This is a genomic window from Succiniclasticum sp., assembly GCF_056977735.1.
The window spans coordinates 66,423-92,120 of sequence record NZ_DBMCWA010000013.1 but is presented as its reverse complement, the minus strand read 5'-3'; the positions used below and the strand labels follow the sequence as shown (position 1 = coordinate 92,120).

The 25,698-nt window shown below is 47.0% G+C and carries 17 protein-coding genes, 1 pseudogene and 1 riboswitch; of the genes and pseudogenes, 1 reads left to right on the top strand and 17 read right to left on the bottom strand.

Annotation, left to right across the window (positions count from 1 at the left end; translation table 11 throughout):
- The 4 genes and pseudogenes from ACZOWY_RS08690 to ACZOWY_RS08675 all read right to left on the bottom strand — a co-directional run.
- A pseudogene (locus ACZOWY_RS08690) lies at window positions 1-342 on the bottom strand (ABC transporter permease); the annotation flags it as partial.
- Window positions 339-1,874 carry an ABC transporter substrate-binding protein gene (locus tag ACZOWY_RS08685; RefSeq protein WP_484395680.1) on the bottom strand — a complete coding sequence of 512 codons (1,536 nt, stop codon included), beginning with the start codon at window positions 1,872-1,874 and terminating at the stop codon, window positions 339-341. The gene ACZOWY_RS08685 and the pseudogene ACZOWY_RS08690, both read right to left, overlap by 4 nt.
- Before the next feature lie 186 nt (window positions 1,875-2,060).
- A complete protein-coding gene (locus tag ACZOWY_RS08680; protein WP_484395676.1) occupies window positions 2,061-4,250 on the bottom strand; it encodes a TonB-dependent receptor in 2,190 nt (729 codons plus the stop codon).
- A gap of 173 nt (window positions 4,251-4,423) precedes the next feature.
- Window positions 4,424-4,585: riboswitch (cobalamin riboswitch) on the bottom strand.
- Window positions 4,586-4,603: 18 nt separating this feature from the next.
- Entirely contained in the window at window positions 4,604-5,437 is an 834-nt protein-coding gene (locus ACZOWY_RS08675) for a class I SAM-dependent methyltransferase (protein ID WP_484395672.1), read from the bottom strand.
- Window positions 5,438-5,682: 245 nt separating this feature from the next.
- On the opposite strand from ACZOWY_RS08675, the gene ACZOWY_RS08670 reads away from it, so the two are divergent.
- Window positions 5,683-6,513, top strand: coding sequence for a MerR family DNA-binding transcriptional regulator (locus ACZOWY_RS08670; RefSeq protein WP_484395667.1), 831 nt, complete (start codon window positions 5,683-5,685; stop codon window positions 6,511-6,513).
- A 274-nt stretch (window positions 6,514-6,787) separates the two neighbouring features.
- On the opposite strand, the gene ACZOWY_RS08665 is transcribed toward ACZOWY_RS08670, so the two are convergent.
- From ACZOWY_RS08665 to cobN, 13 genes are all read right to left on the bottom strand, one after another.
- Window positions 6,788-7,657, bottom strand: a complete 870-nt coding sequence (locus ACZOWY_RS08665; protein WP_484395662.1) for a carbon-nitrogen hydrolase family protein — start codon at window positions 7,655-7,657, stop codon at window positions 6,788-6,790.
- A gap of 95 nt (window positions 7,658-7,752) precedes the next feature.
- Window positions 7,753-8,577 (bottom strand): nucleotide-binding protein, encoded by an 825-nt coding sequence (locus ACZOWY_RS08660; protein WP_484395657.1) that lies wholly within the window; start codon window positions 8,575-8,577, stop codon window positions 7,753-7,755.
- 60 nt (window positions 8,578-8,637) lie between these two features.
- Window positions 8,638-9,408, bottom strand: coding sequence for a carbon-nitrogen hydrolase family protein (locus tag ACZOWY_RS08655; protein WP_484395651.1), 771 nt, complete (start codon window positions 9,406-9,408; stop codon window positions 8,638-8,640).
- Window positions 9,409-9,465: 57 nt separating this feature from the next.
- Window positions 9,466-10,749 (bottom strand): nitrogenase component 1, encoded by a 1,284-nt coding sequence (locus ACZOWY_RS08650; protein ID WP_484395647.1) that lies wholly within the window; start codon window positions 10,747-10,749, stop codon window positions 9,466-9,468.
- Window positions 10,739-12,013, bottom strand: a complete 1,275-nt coding sequence (locus tag ACZOWY_RS08645) for a nitrogenase component 1 (protein ID WP_484395643.1) — start codon at window positions 12,011-12,013, stop codon at window positions 10,739-10,741. The genes ACZOWY_RS08650 and ACZOWY_RS08645 overlap by 11 nt, the downstream gene beginning before the upstream one ends.
- A 38-nt stretch (window positions 12,014-12,051) precedes the next feature.
- Window positions 12,052-12,933: an ABC transporter substrate-binding protein gene (locus tag ACZOWY_RS08640; protein ID WP_484395639.1), complete on the bottom strand. Its 882-nt coding sequence runs from the start codon at window positions 12,931-12,933 to the stop codon at window positions 12,052-12,054.
- A gap of 268 nt (window positions 12,934-13,201) precedes the next feature.
- Window positions 13,202-14,143 (bottom strand): ABC transporter substrate-binding protein, encoded by a 942-nt coding sequence (locus tag ACZOWY_RS08635; RefSeq protein ID WP_484395634.1) that lies wholly within the window; start codon window positions 14,141-14,143, stop codon window positions 13,202-13,204.
- 226 nt (window positions 14,144-14,369) lie between these two features.
- Window positions 14,370-16,334: a TonB-dependent receptor plug domain-containing protein gene (locus ACZOWY_RS08630; protein WP_484395629.1), complete on the bottom strand. Its 1,965-nt coding sequence runs from the start codon at window positions 16,332-16,334 to the stop codon at window positions 14,370-14,372.
- Between the two features lie 366 nt (window positions 16,335-16,700).
- Entirely contained in the window at window positions 16,701-18,638 is a 1,938-nt protein-coding gene (locus ACZOWY_RS08625) for a VWA domain-containing protein (protein WP_484395624.1), read from the bottom strand.
- Window positions 18,639-18,640: 2 nt separating this feature from the next.
- Entirely contained in the window at window positions 18,641-19,666 is a 1,026-nt protein-coding gene (locus ACZOWY_RS08620) for a magnesium chelatase ATPase subunit I (protein WP_484395619.1), read from the bottom strand.
- A 110-nt stretch (window positions 19,667-19,776) separates the two neighbouring features.
- Window positions 19,777-20,724, bottom strand: a complete 948-nt coding sequence (locus ACZOWY_RS08615) for a TIM barrel protein (RefSeq protein ID WP_484395614.1) — start codon at window positions 20,722-20,724, stop codon at window positions 19,777-19,779.
- Between the two features lie 75 nt (window positions 20,725-20,799).
- Window positions 20,800-21,903 carry an adenosylcobinamide amidohydrolase gene (locus ACZOWY_RS08610; RefSeq protein WP_484395610.1) on the bottom strand — a complete coding sequence of 368 codons (1,104 nt, stop codon included), beginning with the start codon at window positions 21,901-21,903 and terminating at the stop codon, window positions 20,800-20,802.
- Window positions 21,900-25,691: a cobaltochelatase subunit CobN gene (gene cobN, locus ACZOWY_RS08605; RefSeq protein ID WP_484395605.1), complete on the bottom strand. Its 3,792-nt coding sequence runs from the start codon at window positions 25,689-25,691 to the stop codon at window positions 21,900-21,902. Before cobN ends, ACZOWY_RS08610 begins: the two co-directional genes overlap by 4 nt.
- Between the last annotated feature and the right edge of the window lie 7 nt (window positions 25,692-25,698).

Sequence of the window (25,698 nt, the reverse complement as noted above, 5' to 3'; positions counted from 1 at the left end):
CCCCATGGCCCAGGCAGCCAGACTTGCCGTCACCGGCAGTCGCCGCAGTAACTCGCCAAGCACCGGTTTTCCTGTTACGTACGAATTGCCCAAATCACCGGAGACCGCATGAAGCAGCCATTTGCCATACTGCATCCAATATGGCTGATCCAGTCCCATCGCATGCCGCATAGCTGCAAGTTCCGCGGCAGTCGGCTCCGTAATCCCATCCATCGTAAGGACTACAATTGCCGGATCGCCCGGGGCTATGATTCCCAACAGGAATGACAGCAGAGTAATACCAATCAGAAAAGGCACCAGTAAAAACAGCTTACGCAGGGAAAAAAGAATTGCATTTTTCATTGTCCGGCCTCATCTTTCCTGATCCAATGCACTTTATCCAAGGTAATCCCGTAAGTAATCGCCTTATATCCGCCCAGCCTTTTATCGTAAACAGCAAGATTTGTATCTTCCAAAAGAGGAACGACTGCCGGATGTATAAGCAATTGCTGGATAATCGTATCATATAATTTGGCCCGTTCCGGTATGGGATACGTGTAATCCAATTGTGCAAAACAATTCTCTATCACAGGATTATAGTATCCGAAGCTGCTGGACTTGTTCATGCCTCCTTCAGAGGAAAAAAACTCATGTAACAGCCAGGTCGGGTCCAGATTAGGCAGTCCCCTTGTTCCGATAGACATATCAAACTCTCCCCGCTGCATGGTCTTGCGGGAAGCCTGGTTGTCTACCATCACGATTTCCACATCCAATCCCAACGGTCTCAGTTCTGCCTGTATAAATTCGGAAATAATTTTATAGGGGTAACGCGAAACGCCATATTGGTGCAACAGGAATTTTACTTTTTGCCGTCGTCCCTGCAATACATTAGAAGCAAGCTTTTTGGCTTTTTCCATATCAGTATATGGCGGGTAAACTTTAGTGAAGGGGTTGGTACTGTTCAAAAAACTCATTGTCGGCGTACCGAATCCGCAAAAGTAATGCTTTACTATTTTTTCACGGTCAATGGCAAGATTCAGGGCAATACGCATCCGTTCATCATTGAAGGGAAAACGGCGTCCGTTAAGCGTAATATAATGGGATATAGTTGATTTTGCCGCATTGCAGGCAAACCGCTCATCCTTAACAAGCTCTCTCGCCAGTATCGGGGTCAGCCCTCCCAAATCAATAACGCCGTGCACCTCACCGGATTTCATGGCGGAATACCTGGTTTCCGGAGAAGGAATCACTTTGATCCGCACACTTTTTGCTTTAGCTTTTTCTCCGTAATAATTCTCAAAGCGTTTCAGCACAGTATATTCATTATCTTTTCTGTCTGCTATGTAAAAAGGCCCTGTCCCCATCGCGGTTGAAATAAAATCACCAGTATCCGTATTAAAACACTGCGGGCTGAACATCGCGCTGCCCCACCCGGCCATCCGGTAGATCAGCATAGGCACCGGCTTTTCAAATGTCAGTTTTAATACATACTCATCCACAGCTTCTGCTTTCAGCAGGCCCGGATAGACCCGCTCAATTGCAAAGCCGTAAAAAGACGAAGGGCGATATCCCATATGGGAATATCTTTTAAAATTCTCCACAGCTGCCTTTGCGTTAAAGGGAACCCCGTCCTGAAACGTTACCCCTTGACGTAAACGAAACAGCCATTCCGTCCTGCTTTCATTGGACTCCCAGGCCAGGGAAAGCTTTGGTTCAATATCGCCGTCATCAGAAATTGCTATCAGCGGTTCCCATGTTTTCAGGATTACCGTAGAAAAATAAGGATCTTTATAACCGGGGGCCAGATCCCTGCCGGCAGCCAGAATGATTTCCGCATCTTCCGTGACAGCCTGCTGCTTCTTGCAGCCCGACAAAGAAATGATTACAGCAAACAAACATACTGCCAATAAAACTATTGTTATAAAAAATCTCTTCTTCTGCATGGCATTCATACCGTTTTACAGATTATAAATATTCTTACGAAAGGACTATTTCAGCCTCTTATGTTTCGTAACAATCAAAAATGCGATTACACCCCCCGGAATACTCTCTGGGGGGTGTATGATATTACCTACATTTTATCACAGATCAAAGGTTGCGGATACCAGGAAGGTTCTGGGCATGGAAAGACCAAAGGTCGTAGAACTGCCTCTGCCCATCCAGTAATCCTTATTCAAAACATTGAAACATGTTGCGGATACTGTTACAGGAATCTTGCCCATCTTCGCCTTGTAGTTTACACCCAAATCCAGGGTCGCGTAAGCAGGAATTCTTGTTTTGCCCGTGGGGGAAGACGTGTTATCAATAAATGACTTGCCGCAGGTAACTACACGGCCCATGATGCCCCATTTATCGTCCGGCTCATAAATCAGACCTAACACCCCGCTCCATTTGGCGACGCCGTTGACAAATTTCCCGTCATTGGTGCCGCCGGCTGTTTTACGCCGTTCATTATCTAAATACATTATGCCGCCGGTATATGTCCACTTGTCATGCGGTTTTCCGTTAAAGGTTAATTCAGCGCCGCGGAACCGTTCACGTCCATCAATAGCTCTGCGATACATACCACCGCCCAAATCAGTATCAATAATACTTTGTTGGTCAATATCAAAAATACTGAAAGTCGTCAGTGTCTTTCCGCTCTTTATCTTAACGCCGATTTCATTCTGTTTACTGGTAGAAGGATCAAGAGTATCACCGTTATTTACATATTTTGTACCCGAAACTACAGCACCTCTTGAGAATGCTTCCGTGTGACCAGCATAAATGGCTATGTTTTCCGTGGGCTGATAAGTTACGCCGTAAGTCGGAAGAATATTATTGTTTTTAATCTTCTGTCCGTTTACTTCGTTTTTGAAGTTTTCATGCTTTCTGGAAGCAGCTATAGAAACATTCCACTTCTTGCCGATTTTCATGGAATCGCCGATGGTAATACCTGTATTGACCTCGTCCCACTGCAATGTAGGTGTACGAAGCTCCGGAATTTCAAAACCAGCCAGGTAAGCTACGCCGTTATATAAATCGCCGCCTATTGTTCCTTTGGCGCTGTTATGGGTATTATTCCAGTATTTCGCATAGGAACGGTCAAAGGACAGAGACACATTGTGATCTATAATGCCCGTCTTAAATTTTCCTCTTATTCCTGTCTGAATGTAGGTGTTGTTTCCTTCTTCAGCCTGTGCGTTGGATACATTGGAGCTGTCAAATTTTCCAAACTCGTTAAATTTTAACGCTGACGATGAATTATATTTGTAGCCCGTACGATAATGATGACCCGCATTCACAAACCAATCCAGATTTTTCCCGATCTTCTGATCATGATTAATCGTAAACATCCATCCACGCATATATTTTACAGTTCCGTCAAAATCATAATTGTTTTTGGAATTCGGCGATTCAGGCAGAAGATCACTCTTTCCATTATATGTGAACCAGCGCTGTCCGTGATATACTCTTTTATCCCAATGACCCAGGAAAATATTGGTGTTGCTCTTTTCACTGCGGTGATCAAGATTTACAAAAATATTTCTTTCTTTATCCTTTGCTTTTCTGGATGAAAGTTCGCCATCCAAATATTCGCCATTGATACGGACGCCCCATTCTTTGTTTTTGCCAAAGCGGCGGCCTACATCAATATATTCACCAAAGTTTCCGCGACCGGTAAATGTCTGGGTATAACGGGTAATGGGAGTATCTTTGGCACGCTTGGTCACAACGTTAATCGTACCGGGAGCCGGTGTGGCACCGCTGTTGGTGCCGTTGTTAGACATGCTTACACCGTTAACGCCTGCGTTAGGGCCGGAGGTGATATCAATACGTTCAATAAAATGGGAACGGGGTTCAGCGAACTGGTAGAACAGGCTGGGAATCCCATTCAGCATCATATGGTTGCCGTTCATGTTAATCCCGCGCATGGAAAAATCGGAATACATGGGAGACGTAGAACTGGTCCGGATAGACGGATTGTTGATCAGTACACTCTGCAACGGTCCTGCCGGGTTCACGAAAGTCTCCACCGCTTTTTGCGTCATGCTCATTTCCGAATAGGGTATTTCCATCAGGCTTTTATTTCCGAAAACACCCATCTTTGCTGTTTCATTCACTATACCGCCGGGAAGTTCCACAACATTTCCTTCCGCTTCAACAATAATCGTCGGCAAATCGAATGAATGTGTTTTTTCGGCATGAGCAACCGCTCCGCCATACAACACCGGCATAATGATTCCGCAAATCAGAGCGGCCATCAACATGCCTTTAGAACGTTTTTTCATAGTGTCTTCCTCCTATTAATATTATTGCACACCTTTCCTGCAGCCAGTCTTGCATGATCCTGCCCTACTCAGCGGAACAACCTTATTCCCGGTAAACAAAAACGCCCTTTTGTAAGCAACAAAAAGGCGTAGATTCTCTCTGTCTCCCGCCATTTCGTCACTCGCAAAATGTTTATATTCCGGTCAATACGGCATACCTGCTGGCTTAACATTCAATCGTTTCAGATGGGTTTCGATTCCAATCCGCCAGAATAATGTTTACAGCTGCGGGACAGCACAGGCTTTTCACCTGTTGGCATTTTAAGCATTACTGCACCGTAAAAAAATATTAGATTTAAAAAACTGTCAGTTCTTCAGCGTTCTTTTATATACGAAATAATTTGTACTACCCGTTTCGAATCATAAGCAAAGCCATTTTTTTCTTCTATTACATTCTGCATGAATTTTTCCGAAAGCTGATCATTAAAATTCAAAAAAGATAGTTCTCCCAGATCATTCTTCATCTCTGCTTCCACTTCGGAAAAATCATTATACCTTTTCCTTCTGGTATAGGTTATATATTCTACATTTGCATTAATACCCATATCCCAAAGCATCATCGGCACAAGGATATAATCGTTGTTAAACCGGTAGGAAAGTCCCAGATCCCTGTACAACTCATACATCTGCGGTCGCAATAAGGTCCTGACAATAACAAAACCCTTTCTTCCATAAGCAGAAATTTTTGAAAGAACCTGCCTCATATAGCAGACCCTGTACAAAGAATTGACCGCAAGGACAAAGTCCGCCGGATAATCTTCCGCAAAATCTTCCCATTTAGAGCAAATCATACGGATGTTTTCACGTTTCTCCTGCTTCATGCTTATTGCTAGTTGCTCCAGCATGGCCGGTGAAAAATCCAAAGCAAGGATTTCTTTTGAATACTTAGAAAGAGGTATGGAAAAATTACCTGATCCGCAACCTACATCAATAATCTTCCGGCCTTCGCCAAAGACTCCTTTCAACTTGTCCTGCAAGATTAAAGAGTCCCTGTACAGATTATATTGTTTGGAATATGTGGGCGCCAGTTTTTCCCAAAAATCCAATTCCACCTTGTCGTCAAATTTACGACCCGATTTACGTTCTGCATCCCATCCCTGGTCTTTTTGCCACAAATCATCCAAATTTACCGCATTTAACTGATACATATACAAACTCCCTGCTTCCTTTGGTATAACTCTAATCAATATAGCCGCTATAAAGTCAAGCGTATTTTTTTGATATTTATTTACCGTATCTTTGTTTTTCAGGGGAAAAACAGATTTATTTCCTATAAATTTAAAGAAAACAATCTTCTATTGTCTTTGCAGGAAAAAAAGTTTATAATTAATATAAACTATTAAGCCGTCAAAATTAATTAAAAATTATTTCTATTAAAATTCGGAGTACGGCCATGGGAATACGGGAACAGTATTATACGCCTGTAGAATTTGCCAAAATGTTTAATATTGATAAACAAACCCTGATTTATTATGACAATCAGGGAATTTTCGCGCCTGCCTATAAAAAGGAAAACGGTTATCGATATTATTCGGCAGATCAAATTGTTTTATTCAGTATCCTGCTTGCCTTGCGAAAACTGAATATTCAAGGGCATCTGCTGGCCGAGTATAACAAAAGCCCTTCCAATGAAAAATTGACAGAAATGCTGAAAGACAAAATCTTTGAGTATAATGAGACTGTGCAATCACTATCGCAAAAAATCGAATGTCTTCAGTCTAAAATTTCCTCTATTCAGAAATCGAACAGTTTTCCTATTAATAGCATTATGCTGATTCCCCGTCACCGGATATATTGCCAGCGCAGCGCCATCATTCATGAAAACACCTCTTCCAAAGATGCCCTGCTGGCAAGCACACCACTGATCAGCAATTTTGCTGCAAACCTGTTGACACATCATCTGCAGCTTTCTTTTATGCCCATTTTTAAAAATCTGGATGATCTGAGCCGGCCCCATCAATACAGAATCGTTCTGCTTACCAATGAAACAAAACTATTTACAAATCCCTTGGAATATCCTCCGGCGTTATATCTTACCTTGATCATCGAAGGCACTTTCCGTCAGAATTCGTTGCAGTATATAGCTCTGGTGAGGGAGTTTATGGACAAAATCGGTCTCTCCTATAAACCGTTAGCTTTCATAACACCGTGGCAGACTTTCAACTGTTTTGAAAACGAAAAACGAAAACTTACTAAGATAGAACTTAACGTCTCATATGAATAACTCTATTCGTACGGGACGTTAATTGTTTAAGAAGATGTTGATTCATCATATACAGTTTAGATTAAATTTTGACGATACCTGCAGGCACCCGGGTGTAAAAACACCCGGATTTTTTTCGTAATCACGCATGGTTACTTGCGTTTGACCCTACGCACTCATTAATATAGGATAGATAAGTGGTTATGCATCAGAAAGACGTAACTGAAAGGCTGTAAATTCAATCTGTCTGAGAGTGCGGTCATGGAGTTTTGCGCGAAAAGGCAGTTGCCTGCGTTCACCTGCTTTCATGTTGTGCCACAGGATATTTTTCAAACCTTTCAGACACTACCTTTCCTGACTCCGCATCCCAGTCAAACAGCAGCACCGCTTCTTCCCCACTGTACAAAAGCTTTGCCTTTCCGTTTTCTATCACCGCGCTCTGCCCCGGCGTCATGTCCATCCACTTCGGAGTGCCTGTCTGGTTGCAGACCACTACAGGCAGCCCTGTCCGTTGGGAAGCCAGCTCCCAGGCCGGTAATGGCGTTCCCGTTTCCTTCGTGGGGGGCCAGGCGGCCAGATCCACTATAATCTGCGCTCCCTTATCCGCAAGAGCCCGGGGATACTGTAAGAACCAGATGTCAGAGCAAACCAGCACACCGGCTTTCACACCGCTACAAACAATCGGTTGCAATTTATTATCATTAGTCGACCATACTTCGGCACCAAACCCCACGTGGGCTGTCATTTTACAATGACGCCCGGTCAGCTTTCCGTCAGGGCCGAACACGAGGCAGGAATTTCGGTAACAATTCGCTGCTGCATCCTGTTCACCTGCTCCCAAAAACAGATACGCACCGTATTTTTTGGAAGCCTCTGTTAAGGACCGGATGTTTTCAGATGGTTGTTCTTCAATTTTATCCTTTTGCGACGGGTCAATTACATAAAAATAATATCCCTGCAACGCAGTTTCCGGTGTAACGATCCAGTTCGCCCCATGCGCCCCGGCAATGTGAATTGCCTTCTCAATTTTATTTACATTTTCTGTCTGGGGGCCCTGGGCTACATCCAAATGACAAAGCGCAATGCGTATGGATTTAGTTGCATTTCCGTTTTGGAAATGACCTGCAGCTGAATTATAATCCCCGGTTCCAGCAGTTACGCCCACGCAACACAACGTTAGCAACACAATACATAATAGCAGGCAAAACTTTTTCGTGAAGCTCTTCATATCAATTCTTCTTTCACATTTAATACGCTGTTTCACATATTTTCTTCCATTCCCATCTCCGCCATAAACGCTTCCAGTTCTTCAAAGGTCATGGTATTGGGAATCGATAATTCCGTATTATCTAGAATCGTTTTTGCCAGATTGCGATAAATCTGCGCCTGTCCGGAATCCGGTGCATACTGAATCACTGTCTGCCTCCGGATTTCCGCTTTCTGTACGATCTGATCCCTGGGAATAAACGCAACCAGTTTTGTATTCAGCTTTGCTGCGAATGCCTCCAGCAGTTCCTTTTCCCTGGGCGTATTGCGGCTGTTGCCGATCAGTCCTCCCAGCCGTACCTTGCCTCGCTGCGCAAAACGTTTAATGCCTTTGGCAATATTGTTGGCGGCATACAGTGACATCATTTCCCCGGATGTTACGATATAAATCACATCCGCGTAGCCTTCCCGGATCGGTACCGCAAAACCGCCGCAAACCACGTCGCCCAGCACATCGTACAAAATCAGTTCATCATCTTCGTTTGCATGCAACGCATTTAACCGTTCCAGCGCAACGATAATACCTCTGCCGGCACAGCCCACGCCGGGTTCCGGTCCGCCGGCTTCGATACATTTTATATGATTAAACCCGTAATGAACGATCTCCTCCAGGGTAACACTGCCGTCATCTGAATTTCTGACCGCATCCAGAACCGTTTCCTTGCAGATCCGGCCCAACACCAGCCGCGTGGAATCATTCTTGGGATCGCAGCCGATCTGACATACTTTTACACCCATCTCACTCAGTGCTGCGGAAACATTAGACGCTGTTGTGGATTTACCGATTCCGCCTTTTCCGTAAAACGCAATTTTAAACATAAAGCCTGTTCCTTTCTTTGTCTGGACTTTTCAATACATTTTTTATATTATATCCTGCTTTCAAAACGGTGTCACGGTAAACTGATCTGATACCGTTTTTTTCTTTCCCTCATCCCATTCAAACAGAAGCAGCGCATCGTTCCCGGTATACGTCAGTTTCGTCTGCCCCTCTTCAATGTACACGCTCTGCCCCACGGTAAAGTCGAGCCATTCCGTTTTTCCTGTCTGGTTACATAAAACCATGGGCAAACCGGTTTCTTTGGAACAACGGATCCAGGAAGGCAGCGGGTCCCCACACTCTTTGGATATGGGCCAGCCGGCAATATCTACCAGTATCTGCGCCCCCTGTTCTGCCAGCCGTTTGGGACATTCGATGTACCAGGCATCGGAGCAGACCATGATTCCTGCTTTAATATTCCCAACCAGCACCGGTTCCACAACCGTACTGTTCGTCACCCAGCCTTCCCCGCCGTAACCGTGGGAGTGATTCTTCCGATGCTTTCCCACCAGTTCGCCGTCCGGTCCGAACACAAAGCAGGTGTTGTAGTTGCACCGGTCTTTCTCATCGTACTCGCCGGCCCCCAGGAACAGGTACTGTTGATTCTTCCTGACCAGCTCGCGCAACGGATCCAAATATTCCGCCGGCTGTATATCCAGTTTCTGTTCGGGGTTTATTTTATAAAAATGGTATCCGGGTATTGCGGTTTCCGGTGTGATGACCCAGTCAGCCTTCTGCTCTCCTGCCATTTTCAGAGCCCGTTCCAGGATTTTCAGATTCTTTTCCATAGGGCCAAGGCTTAACGTCAGATGGCATAATGCAATTTTTATCATGGTCTCTCCATTCTGCCGCCACAGGATAACGGCACAACTCGTTATGGCATAATCCGTTCACACTTGTCGGTTTTCTTCCTTTAAATAATACAGGGTCAGTGTCTGTTCAATAATCTCCTGAACCAATTCGCCCCAGCCTTCAAGCCCGATATATGTCCTGTATTTCCGACGGATCCGGCTGTCTGCTTTGTACATGTTCAGATAAATCGTTTGCGCATAATTACCGGCCAGCGTCCGGTCTGCGGAGGTGCCGAACAGCAGCCGGTAGTCTGATGGGAGCCATTCCGGATAACAAGTATCATCCACGCAGCCCGAAACCAGCTCTTCTTCTCCGCAATAATTTCCCTGTATCTTATATGTGATCGTTTCCACTTCCAGAATTTCGTTTTTCAAGGCATCAGCCAGCGCTTTTGCCTGCGTATACGGCAGGGCTATCACTGCCTGCTTATAGGAAAGGTTCGGCATGATTCGTTTCAGCGAATCAAACTGTTCCAGTATATTCTCTTGCATTACTGTCGCTTCTTCTGCCAGCGTTTTCAGTTCAGGTTTTATTCCTAACCATTTCCCAATGTTTTCCAGCCATTCCCTCGTCTGCCGGATTCCAAACGGCGGAGGGAGCACTGCGTATTCCTGCCCTGTCTTTTCCTGCAGAAATTTTGCAGTCCTGATTCCCAATTCCGGGGCTATAACAATATTCAAAGCAGCGGCAGGAAGGTTTTGCAGCTCTTTCAATTCCAGCCCGCTTTCACCGGGGCAGATTCCTATTTCAAACCCGGCTTCCTTTACCAAACGTTTCAGTTCAATCAGGTCACCGCTGCTGTCGGGATAATATCCGCAATATCCTATCAGGTTCACCCTTTTCGGATTGGCGGCTATACATTGTTGCAAATCTGTTTTTTCCAAAATCGCGACCATGGCCGCCTCATATCCTTCTTCAAACAGGCCTGTCAGGCCGCCCGTATCCATTACTACAGCAGGATATGGCAGTTCCAGACCGCCGACGATTCCCTGTACATCGTCGCCGATCAGCCCGGCAGAGCAACTGCTCAATACTGCCAGCAAATCGGTTTCCTTTTCCTTATCCAGTACTCCTTCCAGAACTTCCTGGATTCGGTCACCTGCGCCAAACAGAAGATCCGACTGTTCCATATGGGAACAATATAAACGGTACTGCAGGTTACGGTTATAAGCCATCAGTTCCCGTTCCGCAATCAGCGAACACCAGCTTGGTCCGTTAAGCACGACCCTGGCATTTTTGAAACTCAGCACTGCCGCGGCAGCACCGGTCATCTGGCAATAACCCTGACAGGGCAGCCAGGGTTCCATACTGTTATTCTTCATGAAACATCCTCCTGCCCGATTCCAAAAACCGTTTTATCTGCTTCCAGAAGTCGCAGATCCCGGTTGCGCCTATATGCCGCTTCGTCGTGATGAACTGTCTGGCAAAGTACGGTTTTTCAATGACAGTGATGACAAAATCCCCGGACGGTTTTTGTTGAATAAATTCCTCTTCGGAATAGACCGGCTTCCCATACCTCTGCAATGCGTTTCGATATTTCCCTTTTTCCATCTCCGACATTTCTGACAGAAGGATAAAACCTGCAACCTGTATCCCAGCTTCCTCAAGCAACGCAATTTTCCGCTCCGGCATGGCAAAGTCATAAGAAAAAACAAACGCAAGCAGGCAGCTGTTATTTTGGAAGACAGGCTTACATTCTGCAATGCAGGACTCCATCCGTTTTTTCTCCTGCTCCACTGCCTGCGCGGCAAGGACCGGTTCTCCCAGCAGTTCCCCCATTTTTTTCAGGTAACCGCAGACCTCCCGGGGCGTTTCCGGCAGGTGATCCAGGCTGTAAGGAATGCCCAGCGTCTCGGCAAAATATTTAGTATAGGAACATATCTCCCGCTTCTTATAGGACTGGCCTCTCCCGGCAAGGACCAGGGAAGCCCGGTTCAGTCTCGGGTACTCTTCAATCTCCATCCCCGCCAGGGGAAACAGTACATCGGTAAAACCAAAATACCGGAACAATTCACGAATGCAGGCATTTACAAACCGGTTGTTGTTGATGGGCATCTCCCCCAATATAACAACCGTCTTTTCTTTTATATCTGTTTTCTTCAACGGACTGAACCGATCAATCAGAAGTTTCGTTGTCAGAATGTACGGATCGCTTTCCGTATCATTCATAAAACCGCACCCGTCAGTATGGAGAATGGGAACCTTCGTTTCTTCTTCAACGCGGCGGCACACAGCTGCGATATCGTCCCCGATGACGCCTGCCACACAGCCGCCGGCAACCATAATATAGGAAGGATGACATGTTCTGACAACGGCACGCAGGCAGTCTTCCAGTTTCTTCTCTCCTCCGAAGATCGCTTCTTTGTCAGTCAGCCCTGTAACATACAGGTTATCCTTATGAAAGGGCAGCTTCCTTTCCGATTTCCGGTACCGTTCTTCCAGGCCAGGTAACGCGCTGGCTATGAGATGGGAACAGGGACGGGGCGCATGCAGCACAACCATGGCACCCGGAATGAATGCGTTTGCCGTGTACATCCCTACCAGGTTGCAAATCACCGGTTTCCGTTTTGCATATTTCCCTATCATAATACAATTCTCCCCTTATGCCGGTAAAATTCTACGCCCTATTCGTTCTTCTCATCTGTTACGGTCAACCGCGCATTGTCCGGGAAGTTGAATTCTTCCCCGTATGCACAGCGGGCAATTTCCTGCACGCAGTACACGATGTCCTGGGAACAGTTATAGATGAATTGTTCCCGGGGATAAATCAGCTTCTTATCTTGTATTGCTTTTACAGTACGCAGGGACGGATCTTTTACATAACTGTCAATAAATGCCTGTGTATCGTATTTGCCCCTGTCGGTATATACGGGCATCAGCATAATATCTGGATTGATTTTGATCAGCATTTCCTTGGTCAGGGACTGGCCGGTTTTCAGACCCGCTTCCGAAATTCCGTTGATCACGTTGGCTTCACGGCAGGCCGCGTCGTAGGCGCACCCTTCCCCGCCATAGGCCGTCATGAGAGAAAGGAGAACCAGTTTCTTCCGGTTTTCCGGTTTGATTTTATTTGTTTTTTCTTTTACTTCCGCCAGCTTAGCATCCATCAGTGCAATCAGCTGCTTTCCTTTTTCCGGCTCCCCGATGGCAGCGGCAATCTGTGTTACTGCTTCTTTTACGTCCGGAATCGTCACTGGTGATTTAACAGAAACCACTTTCAGACCCAGATCGCGCATGCTTTGTATCTTTTCCGCCTGGGTCCAGTCGGAGACAATCACAACATCCGGTTTCATGGACAGGACCTCTTCCGCCCCGGGGTCCCCGATTTTCTTTTTCACCTTTTTGGCAATGGGAATAATATTAGACAGAACCGGATCATCCAGAAGCGTGTTTATACCGACAAGACGGTCGCTGGGTACCAGGCCCAGCACAATCTGGTCGGTATACATAGCAAAGGTGAGAATCTTCTTCGGCTTTTCCGAGAAAGAAACCTTTGTACCGGTCATGTCTGTGACGGTATAAGCGCCTGTTACGGCAGTATTCTGTTTGTTCTGTCCGGAACCCGTGTTACTTTTCTGCGGCGACGAAGAACCGCAGCCAGCAAGAAAAGAAGAAATAAGAAAAACAGAAAAAACAATTAATGCTAAAAACTTTTTTGCTTTCACGATATCTATCCTTTAAAAAGCTTATTTAAAAATAAAACGGACAGGTTATGCAACTAAATTATTATAGTATTTTTCTAATATCATTACAAAAGAACCCGGAATATAATCATCATTTTTTAAACACGTCCGGATATGACATTTTGGCTACTTCTTCCACAGCATCCGCGATGTACTGCGACACGGTAAGCACCAGTGCGCCTGAAATCGTGTAAACCTTTCCCTGCTGCACGGCTTTCATTCCCCGGTATGAAGGGTTATTCAATATTTTTTGTTTTTCGCCATCGGGATTGTGTTTTCCATCGTAGTCCCAGTCCGGCACGAAAATTATATCCGGATCCAGCTCGACAACTTTTTCCTGCGTAATCTCCATCGCGCTGGGATATTTCAGTTCCAATGTCGCGTCGCTGACTCCTGCGTAACGGCATACATCGCCAAAACTGTTATCCGGCGCATAAAACGCTCCCTCTGACCGAAGCTGGATAACGCGCTTGCGTTGCGCTTGCGGAATACCGGCTAATCGTTGCTGAACTCGTTTGATCCTCTCTTCCATCTTTGCGACGACCGCTTCCCCTTTTTCCTTTTCACCGGTAAGGTCTGCTATCTGCCGGATCGATCGTTTCACGCCTTTAATATCTGACGGTGTTTTATAGATATACACCTTCAATCCCAGTTCGCGGGCAGACTGCAGCATTTCCGGCGGATGAAAGTCCGGTATGATCACCAGGTCAGGCTTAAACGCCAGCACACCTTCCATGCTGTTTCCCTTCACCCGGTTGGGAACCTTCTTTGCTTCTTTCACAATGCTGGAAACGCCCGGATCGTCCACCAGCCTTGACAAGGCAGCGATACGTTCCGGTTCCACAAGAGCCATCAGGATCTCATCCGTACTGATGGAATAGGAAACAATACGTTTGGGCTTTTCGGTAAACTGAAGCGTGAGACCGGTGTCGTCTGTTACTGTGTAGGAAGATGGGGTGTTTTTATTATTCTGAACAGAAGATTCAACTTTTTCATTATTGCATCCAGGTAAAATGATTAACATTAAAATCATACCGACATATAGCAATAACTTACAAAGCCAACTGTTAGTTTGCACTTTTTTCTGAATAAAATCATTTTCCTCATCGTGACCGTGTCTTACCATGTTAATCATTAATTATAAAAGTGGGCCGAATCGGAATCCCGATTCAGCCCATTGATGAAATCTTTCTTCGGACTCAATTAAATAAACTCCGAATCGTAGAAATTGCTATACAACAAAACATCTGATATCCCAATTAGAAGCTATACTCCGCACCAATCAGGAAGAATCTGCTTCCCATCGGATATGCATAAGCTCTGCCGTTGCTAATTAAGCCGCCGCGCTCAGCGTAAGAGGTATTGGTCAGATTATATCCTTTGAAATAGAACTTATAATTCTTTTCAGGTTTATACTGCATGGACAAGTCCATAGTGAAATAGTGGCTTGAGTAATAATTATTCAAATTTCCGCCTGATCCTGCGCGGCAGTCTAAGGAACTGTCAAATTTACCTTTTGAATAATCAAACCCTATCAGGAAACGGTTTGGCATTACATTTGCGTCACGGACAAAACCCATTCCGTCGTTGTTGTTTTCGGTTACGCGGGTATACGTGTAGCTTGCGCGTGCAGACATATTTTCATTAAATTTATGCCGGAAGTTGATTTCCAACCCGCGTTTCTTTTGTTTTGCTACATTTTTTACTGTCCAGTCATAACTCCACGTATATGTAGGATCAACAGCGGCCCATTTAATCGCATCATCTAATACACTATAAAAAGCGTTAATGCCAAAAGTAGTGTACTCAGAAATCTTTCCATCATAACCAGCCGTCCAGACGTAACCACTTTCAGGTTTCAGGTCCGGGTTCCCATACATGCCCCAGGAATCATAGAACAAGTCATTTCCCTGCGGAGCATTAAATACCTGTCCCCAGGTAACATACGCATGCGAGTCTTCATTAAATTTTTTATTTAATGAAACCGTGCCGGATGTTTTATGCCCAAAATAGTTATGATGGTCGTACCTGAGTCCCCCTGTAAGAGTCCAGTCCTTTGCAAAACGCCAGCTGTCTTCCAAATAAAATGCATATGTCCTCAATTTCTTCTCATTTGTATATGCAGAAAGATTATTGACTTTGGAAGTTTTCCAGTCAAAACCTGCAACTAAATCATTAGTATCACTCAATTTAAGTTTTTGCTGAATATCCAAACCATCTTTTGTTTCATAATACCGGCTCATAGCTCCGTTGTTGAAAAAGTTTCCTGAATAATGATTCCTGTACAATTGGATGTAACCCGGATTACCAGATTTTAATCCCCATTCATATTTAGCAGAAACATTATTATTAATTTCGCGGGAATAGTCGTCAGGATAAAAATTAGGTCCATAATATCCTATATTTTTCGGAATGGAACCTGGCTGGTCTGCCTTGCGATTACTATGATCAAAATATAATGTAGCCATTTGGTCATTACCGATCTCATGCTCGATTTTCACTGCAGCCGTTACCGTATCACTGGATGAATGAGGCCATCTGTCGGTACTGCCAGTTTCCGCATCTCTATACTTGGTATAATTCTGTTTTTGTTTGCTTCCGGTAATAGTTATTCCTGTTTTACCCTGTTTAAGACTTACCATTCCGCGATAGTTCTGTGTTCCCCAAGAGCCTGTATTTATATTGATTTTACCAGTAGTCTTGTCAGCCCTTTTGGTAATAATATTAATAACGCCGCCAACTGCATCCGACCCGTATAAAGCAGAACCGCCGCCTTTTACGATTTCAATCCGCTCAATTATTTCAGGTGCAGGCAAATGCATGAAATCCAGCCCGCCACGGCCGCTGTTCATGCCTTTTTCCTGATTCAGGCGTCTGCCATCAACCAATACCAGCACCCGGTCATCACCGTTTAAATAAATGTAACTGTTAGTCCATTCACCGCCATTTCTTTTAACTAAAACACCCGGAACATTTTCCAAGGCTTCCGTAACCGTCTGATAGTTTTTCTTTTCAAAATCCTCAGCAGTAACAACCGAAACATTGGCACCGGTATCAACCAGTTTCTTTTCCATCCTTGTCGCCGTCACCACAACCTGATCCAGGGTAAAACCCTGAAGCGCCTCTTCTTCTGCAACTTCTTCCGCATACACGCCATGCGGAATGATGCTGATTGTACCGCAGATCAATGCTGCCATCAGCATACCTTTGGATAACTTCTTCATCACTAACACCTCTCACTTTTTGAATATTTTTTTATTGAAAACGTTTCCCGCAGCCAGTCTTGCATGGTCCTGCAGTACTTTATTAACAATTCGTGTATAAAAAGAAAAAACCGGAATCCGATTACGTAAACCAATAAAATAACGCCCGGCACTTAAACCTTATACAAAAGCCAACTTTATTGGGAATCGTTTTTATTAATATTTATATTTTATATGATAAACTATATACTTACAATATAGTCAATCATAATTGTATTATTTCGAGAAGTAACTTAATTATCCAAAAATTTTGTAAAAAAAGATACAAAAAACGTGATTCGAATTTTTTCCTTCAATCCGAATCACGTTTTTCCTTCTGACACTTGTTTATAATCCCAAATTCCTGACTATATGCAATACATCCTCTTGTGATAATTGTTTCAGTTTATAATAGTTTGCCCCCATCTCCGCTGCAATCTGCCGGGCAACACCCAGTTTGATAAAATCCGTTTCCGTGTCAATAACCACAGATGTAATTTTGGCTTTATGGATCTGCTTCGCCAGCTTCAAGGCACTCTCTACTGGGTCTTCCCCTTCCTGCACAACGGAGTTAGCCCGTCCGTCCGTTACCAGAACCAGTACCGGTTCCGTGTCCGGTTCTTTCCGCTTCTGCATGTCCAATGTAATAAATGCCTGCGCAAGTCCTTCTGCCAGCGGTGTTTTCCCGCCTGTGGGAAGTTCGGCCAGCCGCTTCTGCGCGAGATCCACACTGCGGGTAATGGGAAGCAACTCTTCCGCCACTTTGCGTCGGAAGGCAATCATGCCTACCTTGTCCCGCTTTTGGTAAGCTTCCTGCAGCATGGCAAAAATAGCGCCTTTCACTGCTTTCATCCGTTCCTGAGCGCCCATGGAACCGCTGGCATCCACCACAAACAAAAAGGTCGTACCGATACGTTTTTCCCTGACCCGTTGCCGTAAATCACCCGGCTGGATGTTAATGGCACAGGCATTTTTCGTACGGTGACGCTGGTAAGGTGCCGCGGCCCGGATGGTCGCGTCAAACGCCAGGTCGTCCACTTTGTTTTTGGGAATCTCTGCCCGCACATAGCGGCCCTGCTTTAAATCGGTTTTCGTAAGACTTCGTTTCCCACTGCCCTTACGTTTGATCTGGTCTTTCCCCATATCCAGAATCATTTTGGGAATGGGAAAATGCATGTCGATTCCGTCAACCCTGTCTTCCGGATCCGAATCATTCCGGGGGGTCTGATCGGGAGGATTCTGGTCCTTTTCTTCCGGATCCGGTTCGTTTTCTTCCTTATTATTTATATCGTTGTCCGGTTCTGGAGGAGGAGGTATCATGTCTTCCTGATCTTCATCCGAATCTTTATCATCCTCTTCCGGATTGCCGGGTTCCTCTTCTGTATCCTCCGGTTCTTCCTGAGGCGGTTGTTCTTCCGGCTGGGGTTCAGGCGGTTTACGCATCCGGTGCGGAAGCACATAAACGGCAGCTTCTTCCATATCTTTTGGCAAAATGTATGTTCTTCCTGCCAATGCTGCAATGGCTTTCGCTGTTTCCAGCAAGTATAAATCAGCCCGGTGCCCGGCACAAAAGGCCTGAGAGCAATACTGCACCGCCAGTTCCATCATGGCTTCGCTGATTTCTACTTCAGGCAGAATCTCCCGCGCTTTTGCAACCTGTGTCTGTAACTGTTCTGTTTCTCCGCTAAATTTTTTGCGGAATGCTGCAGCATCTTTTGCATAATCCAAAAGGCGCTGCATGATTTCTTTTCGCTGCTCTTTCTCTTTCAGGTTTTCCGTTTCCACAAAAAGACCAAACCGGTCCAGCAGATGGTTGGGCAGCACGCCCTCGCGGGGATCCATGGTTCCGATCACAGTATAAGAGGCCGCGTGGGAAAAGGATATGCCATCCCGTTCCACTTTGTTTTCCCCGGCTATGTTGATATCAAGCACGGCTGTCAAAAGTTCCGGCCGGAGCAGGTTTACCTCATCAATATAGATTATATTCCCATCGGCCCGTCCCAGCAGTCCGGGTTCAAAGCGCCGTTCTCCCTGCGTGACCGCATATTCCATATCAATACTGCCGAACAGCATGTCTTCTGTTATGTTCAGCGGCAGGTTCAACAGCTTCCTGTCCCCGGACAGTTCTGCCGCGCCGCGCACCAGTACTGATTTGGCGGTACCGGTTACACCGCTGACCAGAAGTCCGCCGGCCCTGGGATTGACCAGGGCAATCAGCAGGGCTTTTTTTGCCTGTTCCTGGCCGGTCACGGCCGCAAATGGGAAACACGTAACATATCCAGACATAATTATCCTTCCAACATTGCCAGCACTTTTTCCATGTCCAGCGTTCCGTCTTCAAAAGGACGGCGCCGCATGCGGTGAGGCAGCGCCAGCCGCGCGGCAGTCTTTAAGTCTTCTGTTTCTACCGTCCCGCTGCCACGGAAGGCCGCCACGGTCATCGCCGTCTTGATCATCGTAATATCAGACCGGTGCCCGTCCACGCCCAGGTTAATTGCCAGGTCAGCCGCTTTATCCAGCATCACGTCAGGCACACTGACCTCCGGCAACAGTTTCCCCGCCGCCACGATTTTTTCTGCTAACTCTTCCTGTTCTTTCTGATACGAAGCGATAAATCCGTCCGGATCTGCTTCATAGGCCAGACGGCGTTTGATGACTTCTTTCCGGTTTTCCCTGTCATGTTCTCCGGTAACCGTTACAGACAGCGCGAAGCGGTCCAGCAGCTGGGGCCGGATGTCCCCTTCTTCCGGGTTCATAGTTCCTACCAGCACAAACCGGGCCGGGTGGGAATAAGAAACGCCTTCCCGTTCTACCGTGTTCACGCCCATGGCTGCCGCGTCAAGCAGCACATCCACCACATGATCGTCCAGCAGATTAATTTCATCTACATATAAAATGTTCCTGTTGGCCTGCGCCAGAAGACCCGGTTCAAACTTCTTTTCCCCATGTTTGATTGCGTACTCCACATCCAGCGTACCGACGACCCGGTCCTCGGTGGCGCTCACCGGCAGTTCCACCACGCGCATCTTCAGCGTTTCGGTTTCTGCCAGTTCACCGTTATTGTATTTTTTCGTACAGTCATCACACAAAAAGTTTTCCTGCGCAGGATCGCAGTGGAAACGGCAGCCTTTCACCGCCTCCATCGCCGGTAACAATTCCGCCAGGGCTCGCACTGCCGTAGATTTGGCAGTGCCTTTTTCCCCCTTGATCAGAACGCCGCCCAGGGCGGGATTGATCACATTCAAAATCAGGGACAGCTTCATGTCCTCCTGACCAACGATAGCTGTAAACGGATATACTCCTCTGCGTTTCATGAAATTCCTCCTAATGTATCAGTATCCGCTGTCTTCATTTTAAGGAGACGCTGATTAATCAGACTTACAAATATGTAATTACTGAAACTATTCTTTTTATTCTTCACACATCAGCAGTTGGAAAGCTGTATCTTCAGCTTCTCTTCCAGTTCCGGCAGTGTACTGTAAATCATTTCATGCGTGATGTATTCCGGCTGGATAAAATTCAGTATCCTGCGCGCCGCTTTTGTACGGAAGGGCTGATGCTGATCAATACTTACAATATGTTTATACATTTCCGCAAACGTCGTGTGGTGATTATACTTCCGATCAAAACTCTTCTGGTACTGCCCGGACAAAGAACAGCTTAAGTGAACCCCCCTGATCAGACCTGCCATTTCGCCCAGATTATCCACTGTACGGCAGACGTAATCCGCAGCTTCTTCTTCGTTCCGGAGTTCGGGGTTGGTATTCATCAGATGCCCGGTGTCCAGCATAATGCCTACATTTTTGCGTTGGATTCGTTCAAAAAAGAATTTCACGTTTTCCGGTTCCGTCAGTCGAAGCCCAGGCCACCAGAGGTTCTCAAACAGGACAGTGATATGGGAAGGGATCGCCATGGAAACAGCATTGAAAACTTCCGCGGCGGCTTCTAACACTTCCATATCTGAATACTGGAAATCGAAGGTATAGGTTTCCTGCACATCCGCTTCAGAAACATGCCATACCATATATTCCGGTTTTACAGCTTCCGCCGAAATCAGATTCTGTTGGATCACAGACAGCCATTCTTCTTTATTAAGGGCGCCGAAATAACAGGCATTGCGGTCTTTTGCCGATTTAAATTCCCGCTTCAGCCGGAGTTTGTTGTTTTTCCAGAAGCCCAGCCAGTAAGGCCAGTATGCCAGATGGGTCCCAACGGAAGATTCTTTGAACGCAGGTTCCGGTGTTTCTTTGCCGTAAATCAGATGCTCAATCCCATCTAATCCCAGATGATTTACGTATTCCGGTAATGTTTTTCCTGTTTCCTCCAGTTGTTTTACATAATCATGATATACACAAAAATTAAATAATTGCACCTTGCTCAACTTCCCCTCAGACAAATTGCCTTTGTATGCTTATGAAAAGCTCTCCTGTTGCCAGGTTATAACAACTTACTTTCGCAGAACAGTTAAAAACATTTGCTGCCAGGTTTCCATCATAGTTTCCTGTGAGAGCTCCCTCTCAATTTTCAAAGGCTGTATATCGTAGGCTCGTGCCAGAATTTCAAGTATCGCCCCGGCTCCGTCCTTTGTTTCCTCTTCCTGAAGCAATCCCCACAGAAACTGATCCAGCAGATGAATGTACAGCGAAGTATAGACCAGCATCTTCTCTTCTTTTGCCAGTGCTTCTGCTTTAGCCAGAAATTCCGGTTTCCGCAAAGCAGTTTTTCCTTTGCATCCTGCCAGATATTTTTCCCAAAGCGTAGTCTTGTTTACCCCAAACCGCTGCAGACGTTTTAACGCATTGTGCTGCGTTTTCGGATTCAGACCGGTCTGTTTATCCAACGCCTTTTTGACAGCTGCTTTGACTACCCTTCCTATTAGTTCACCTAGTTTGGAATGTTTGCCCGCCCCTTCCAGATACAGGGAAGATTCACTGTTGGCTACCACAATGGTAGTATCCGTTCCGGAGCCGGTAGCTATCCCGCTGGAGTATTTGCTGCCTTCCAGCAGTTCCTGGATCGCTGCTGTCTTGGCTTCCGTACAGGTCACCAGGGCCCGGGTCAGGGTCCCGGGCGGGAGATCTGTATCCAACACAAGCATAATATTGATAGTCCCTGCCCTGTCCGGTTTTTCCACGGGTTTGAAAAAGGTAGCAGGATCTCCCACACGGCCGCCGTTTGTTTCGATACCACCAGTAACAATAGCCGTAACTGTCAGGTTCTGATAGCATAGGGTCTCTATCACCGCATTTTCCATATCCGCCGCGGTTCCCATACCTGTTACGGTCTCCGGATCCAGACCCAGCCGTCCCGAAAGGATGTGCATATGTTCTGTATACGTAGGAGCCAGCATTTCACAGGGCATGCCGGCCCCCTGCTTGGCATCATGGTTAAACACGGCGGTATAGTTCTCATGATAGCCGCCGTTAAATACCGAAGTACTGAGAACTTTACGCCTGCCTTTGAAAAAAATCACAATACTTTTTTCGTAGCGATACACTTCATCACCGGAAGACAGTGTATATAATTTCTCTGTAACCGTATCCTTGCTCATGCTTCATCCGCCTTTTCTTCCAACTCGCCATCTACATCCAGGCAAAGCTTCTGCAATGCCTGCAATGTTTCGTCTTTGGCATGCCATAATTCCCGCTGGGATGCTTCCAGCAGTACTTCCGTCGTCCGTTTTAAGGCCCAGGGATTCACATCCCGCATCCATTCCTGTACTTTGGGATCCAGCACATACTTTTCCGCATACTTTTCATACATCCAGTCTTCCATCACTTTGCTTGTAGCATCCCACTGGAAGCTGTGGGCCACCATGTTGGACATGTCCGCGGCGCCTTTATAGCCATGCTTCATCATGCCTTCAATAAACTTCGGGTTGATGGCCTCGCTGCGGAACAGGCGTTTCGCTTCTTCCTGCACGCTGTGCATGGTGACCCGGCTACGGTCTGTGCTGTCCCCGCAGTAGGATTTGGGCGCGCTTCCTTTGATACTCCGGACCGCCGCAATCATGCCGCCATGGTAGGCATTGTAGTCGTCACTGCTGAGCATATTGGTTTCATGGTTGTCTTCATTCTTAATCGTGATATCCAGCACGCCCATCCGTTTCCGGAACTGTGCGGGCAGGTATTTCCCTTTCGTCATTCCGCCGTAAGCATGCGCGCCCCAGCGGACATACACATCCGCGATATCGTCAATGGTTTCCCAGTTCTTCGCTTCCAGTAATGCGGCTACACCGGCACCATATACGCCCTGTTCGTCACCAAAGATACGGAATGCTGCCGTACGCCAGGCTTCTTCTTTTTCCATGCTTTCTTCTTTTTCCAGCTCCGCACTGTCTTCCATAATATGCTTGCGGACATAGTTCTGCTCCGGATCTTCTTCCAGTGCGGCAACCGTCAGCACCGCCTTGTCCAGCATCTCACCGGCACCGGGCATGCTGTCACGGAACAGGCCGCTGATCCGGGCGGTCACATCAATGCGGGGCCGTTTTAATTCGTTAAGCGGAATCACGTCCAGCCCGGTCACACGCAAACTTCCCGGCTGCCACACCGGTTTCACGCCCAACAGATAAAGGAATTCCGCCAGACATTGCCCATGGCTTCGCATATTGGCCCCGGCCCATAACACGATACCGATATTCTCCGGGTAATGTCCCTCTTCTTCAATAAACCGGCTGATGACCTGGTCTCCCAGGTTCTTGCCGATCTCCCAGGCGGCTGCTGTTGGCAGCGTACGGGGATCCACGCCGTAGAAGTTCCGCCCGGTGGGCAGCAGGTCTGCCCCGCCGCTGCTGGGAGCGCCGCTTGGTCCCGGCGCAATATACTCGGCCTCAAACCCGCGCAGCATGGTAACCTGTTCCTGCGAGGTCAGCATCAGGTTGGGATACACGGTATGGCAGATATATTCGCAGACGGCCTGCAGTTTTTCCGCAAAGGCTTTCGGTGTTTCCTGTATATTCTGATCCGCCGCCGTCCGGGAAGCGCCGGCCAATATCTGCGCCGGCGGTTTTAACATTGCTTCTTTTACCCATTCCTTCTGCATGACGGCCTGAATGCCTTCATCGGTAAAATCATGGTCCTGCAGGGTACGGATCACATCCCTGCACTGCTCCCCTATATGATCGATGAGCATATTGAAGGTCATCTGAAGCGGCTCATATATTTCAGCGCTGTGTTCCAGCAGATAATAATAATCATAACCGTACTGCGATGCCAGTGTCTGGTTCAGACTCGGCACGCTTCCATTATCCAGCCGGGTCAGCAGCCAGAGGTATTCTGTCAGCCCGTCTTCCCGGGGCGGTTCCCCTAATATATGAAGGCCTGTATGGACTTCCATATTCTTCAAATCAGTAATGTAATTGTGAAGATTGCCCAGATATTCTTCGAACGGCTGCCCTTCTTCCCGTTCGACCTCGCCGTCCAGATTCGCTTCCTTAACCTTTTCCAGTACCAGCTCTTCCAGACGGGGCAGGTTTTCCGGCGCGGTGCGCTGGAAATGGACATATTCATCCATGGCTTTTTCCAGTTCTGCCAGCTCGTCATAAGTCCCGGCCTGCGACTGGGGTGCGGGCAGATGTTCATCCAGCACGGCGGCGCCCCGCCGTTTGGCCTGGATTCCCTCCCCTGTTATGGTCATATTGTAAATATACATGTTCGGCAGGTCACGTAAGGCCAGATCCGGATAACATCCTGCGCTGAGCCCTGCGTTTTTCCCCGGCAGCCATTCCAGAGAACCGTGGGTCCCGATGTGCGCCACCGCGTCTGCCTTCCAGATGTCCCGCACCCACTGGTAAAACGCTATATAGTGATGTGTGGGAGCGCAGAACGGCGAATGGTAAATCTTGGCAGGATCTTCCCCGAACCCCCGGGGTGGCTGTACCGTAATAAAGATATTGCCGTCCATGGTCCCCGGCACCATCAGCCTTCCATTATATTCCATCACACTGCCCGGGGCCTCGCCCCAGTCTTTGGCAAGCTGCCTCTGCACTTTTTCTTCAAACTGACTGTAAAATGTCCCGTATTCTTCTCCGGAGATTTTGTTGGCCTCCTCCAGCTGTTTTGCGGAAAGCATGGACCGGTCATTGGTTGCGTGGCTGGTGAGGATGTTAATAAACTCTTTCGTATCCTGCGGGATAAAATCAACTTTATAGCCCCGCTCCCGCATATTAGCCAGCAGGCGGCGCACACTTTCGATGGTATCCAGTCCCACTCCGCTTCCGATATTGGAATTCTTCGGCGGATAGTTATGGAAAATAATTGCAATCTTTTTTTCACCGTTTTCCTTATGTCGCAGGGTCGCCCATTTTTTTGCCTTACGGATCATATGGGCGATACGTTCCGGTATGGGCTGGTAGCGAATGTCCCCGTTTTCCAGCACTTTCTTCGTTGCTACCGGTACGCCGTGGGTCACGCCGTCAAACTCCGGCAGGGAGATGGAAATAGAAACCTCCATGGCATTCATGCCTTCCAGATTGTCCTTCCAGTCTTTATATTCGGTCAGGAGCGTATAGGCTGCCAGCACCGGCACGTTCCACTGCTTCAGGAAATCAAGCTTCAGGGCGCCGCTGGCTGTCAGGGAGAACTTGTTTATGTTGATAAAAACATCTATGACAGGGAATCCGTCCCTGAAGAAAAAACGACTGAACACTTCGTCCAGGGTCGGCATTCCCATCTCTTTGTACGGCATCCCGTTACTGAATACACAGATGACATTAAGCCCCTGCTTTTCCGCTTCTTCGATCAGACAGGTCTGGTATTGGAGGTCGCCCCATACCCATTCATCACGGTAAAACAGGATTCCCACCGTAAGCTTTCCCTGACTGCAAAAGTCCTTTTCATATTCAGCCAGATCTGTATATACTTTTTTCGCCCGGGGATGAAAGATTCCGGTCCAGTGGATAGGATCCGGTCCGGCCACAGCAGAAGTATCTCCTCCCACAATACCGCTCAGGTACTGCCAGAGGTGATACAGATTGCTTTCGCCCCCGTAAATGGAATATAAGCGGACAGCGTTTTCCTGCTCCGTTGTTATCCCCTGTATCAGATTGTCATCATCACCGCCGGCCGCATCAATGTAATAGGGGATCTTATGACGCTGCACATAGGCATGCACCCGCTTCAGAAACGTAGTTGTCAGCCCGGTTCCCATCCATTTCAGCAGCAGGAAGTCCGTACCTGCCAGCCGCTTTTCCGCTTCTTCGTTCCATTCCGTATTCTCTGTAACCCACCAGCAGGAATAATCCCCCTGCAGGTTCTCTTCGTTCTGCAGTTTGTCCAGCATTTGCTGCATGATACCGAAACGGCGGATTACATTGGTCATGAAAATAATCTTGCCCATAACTGTC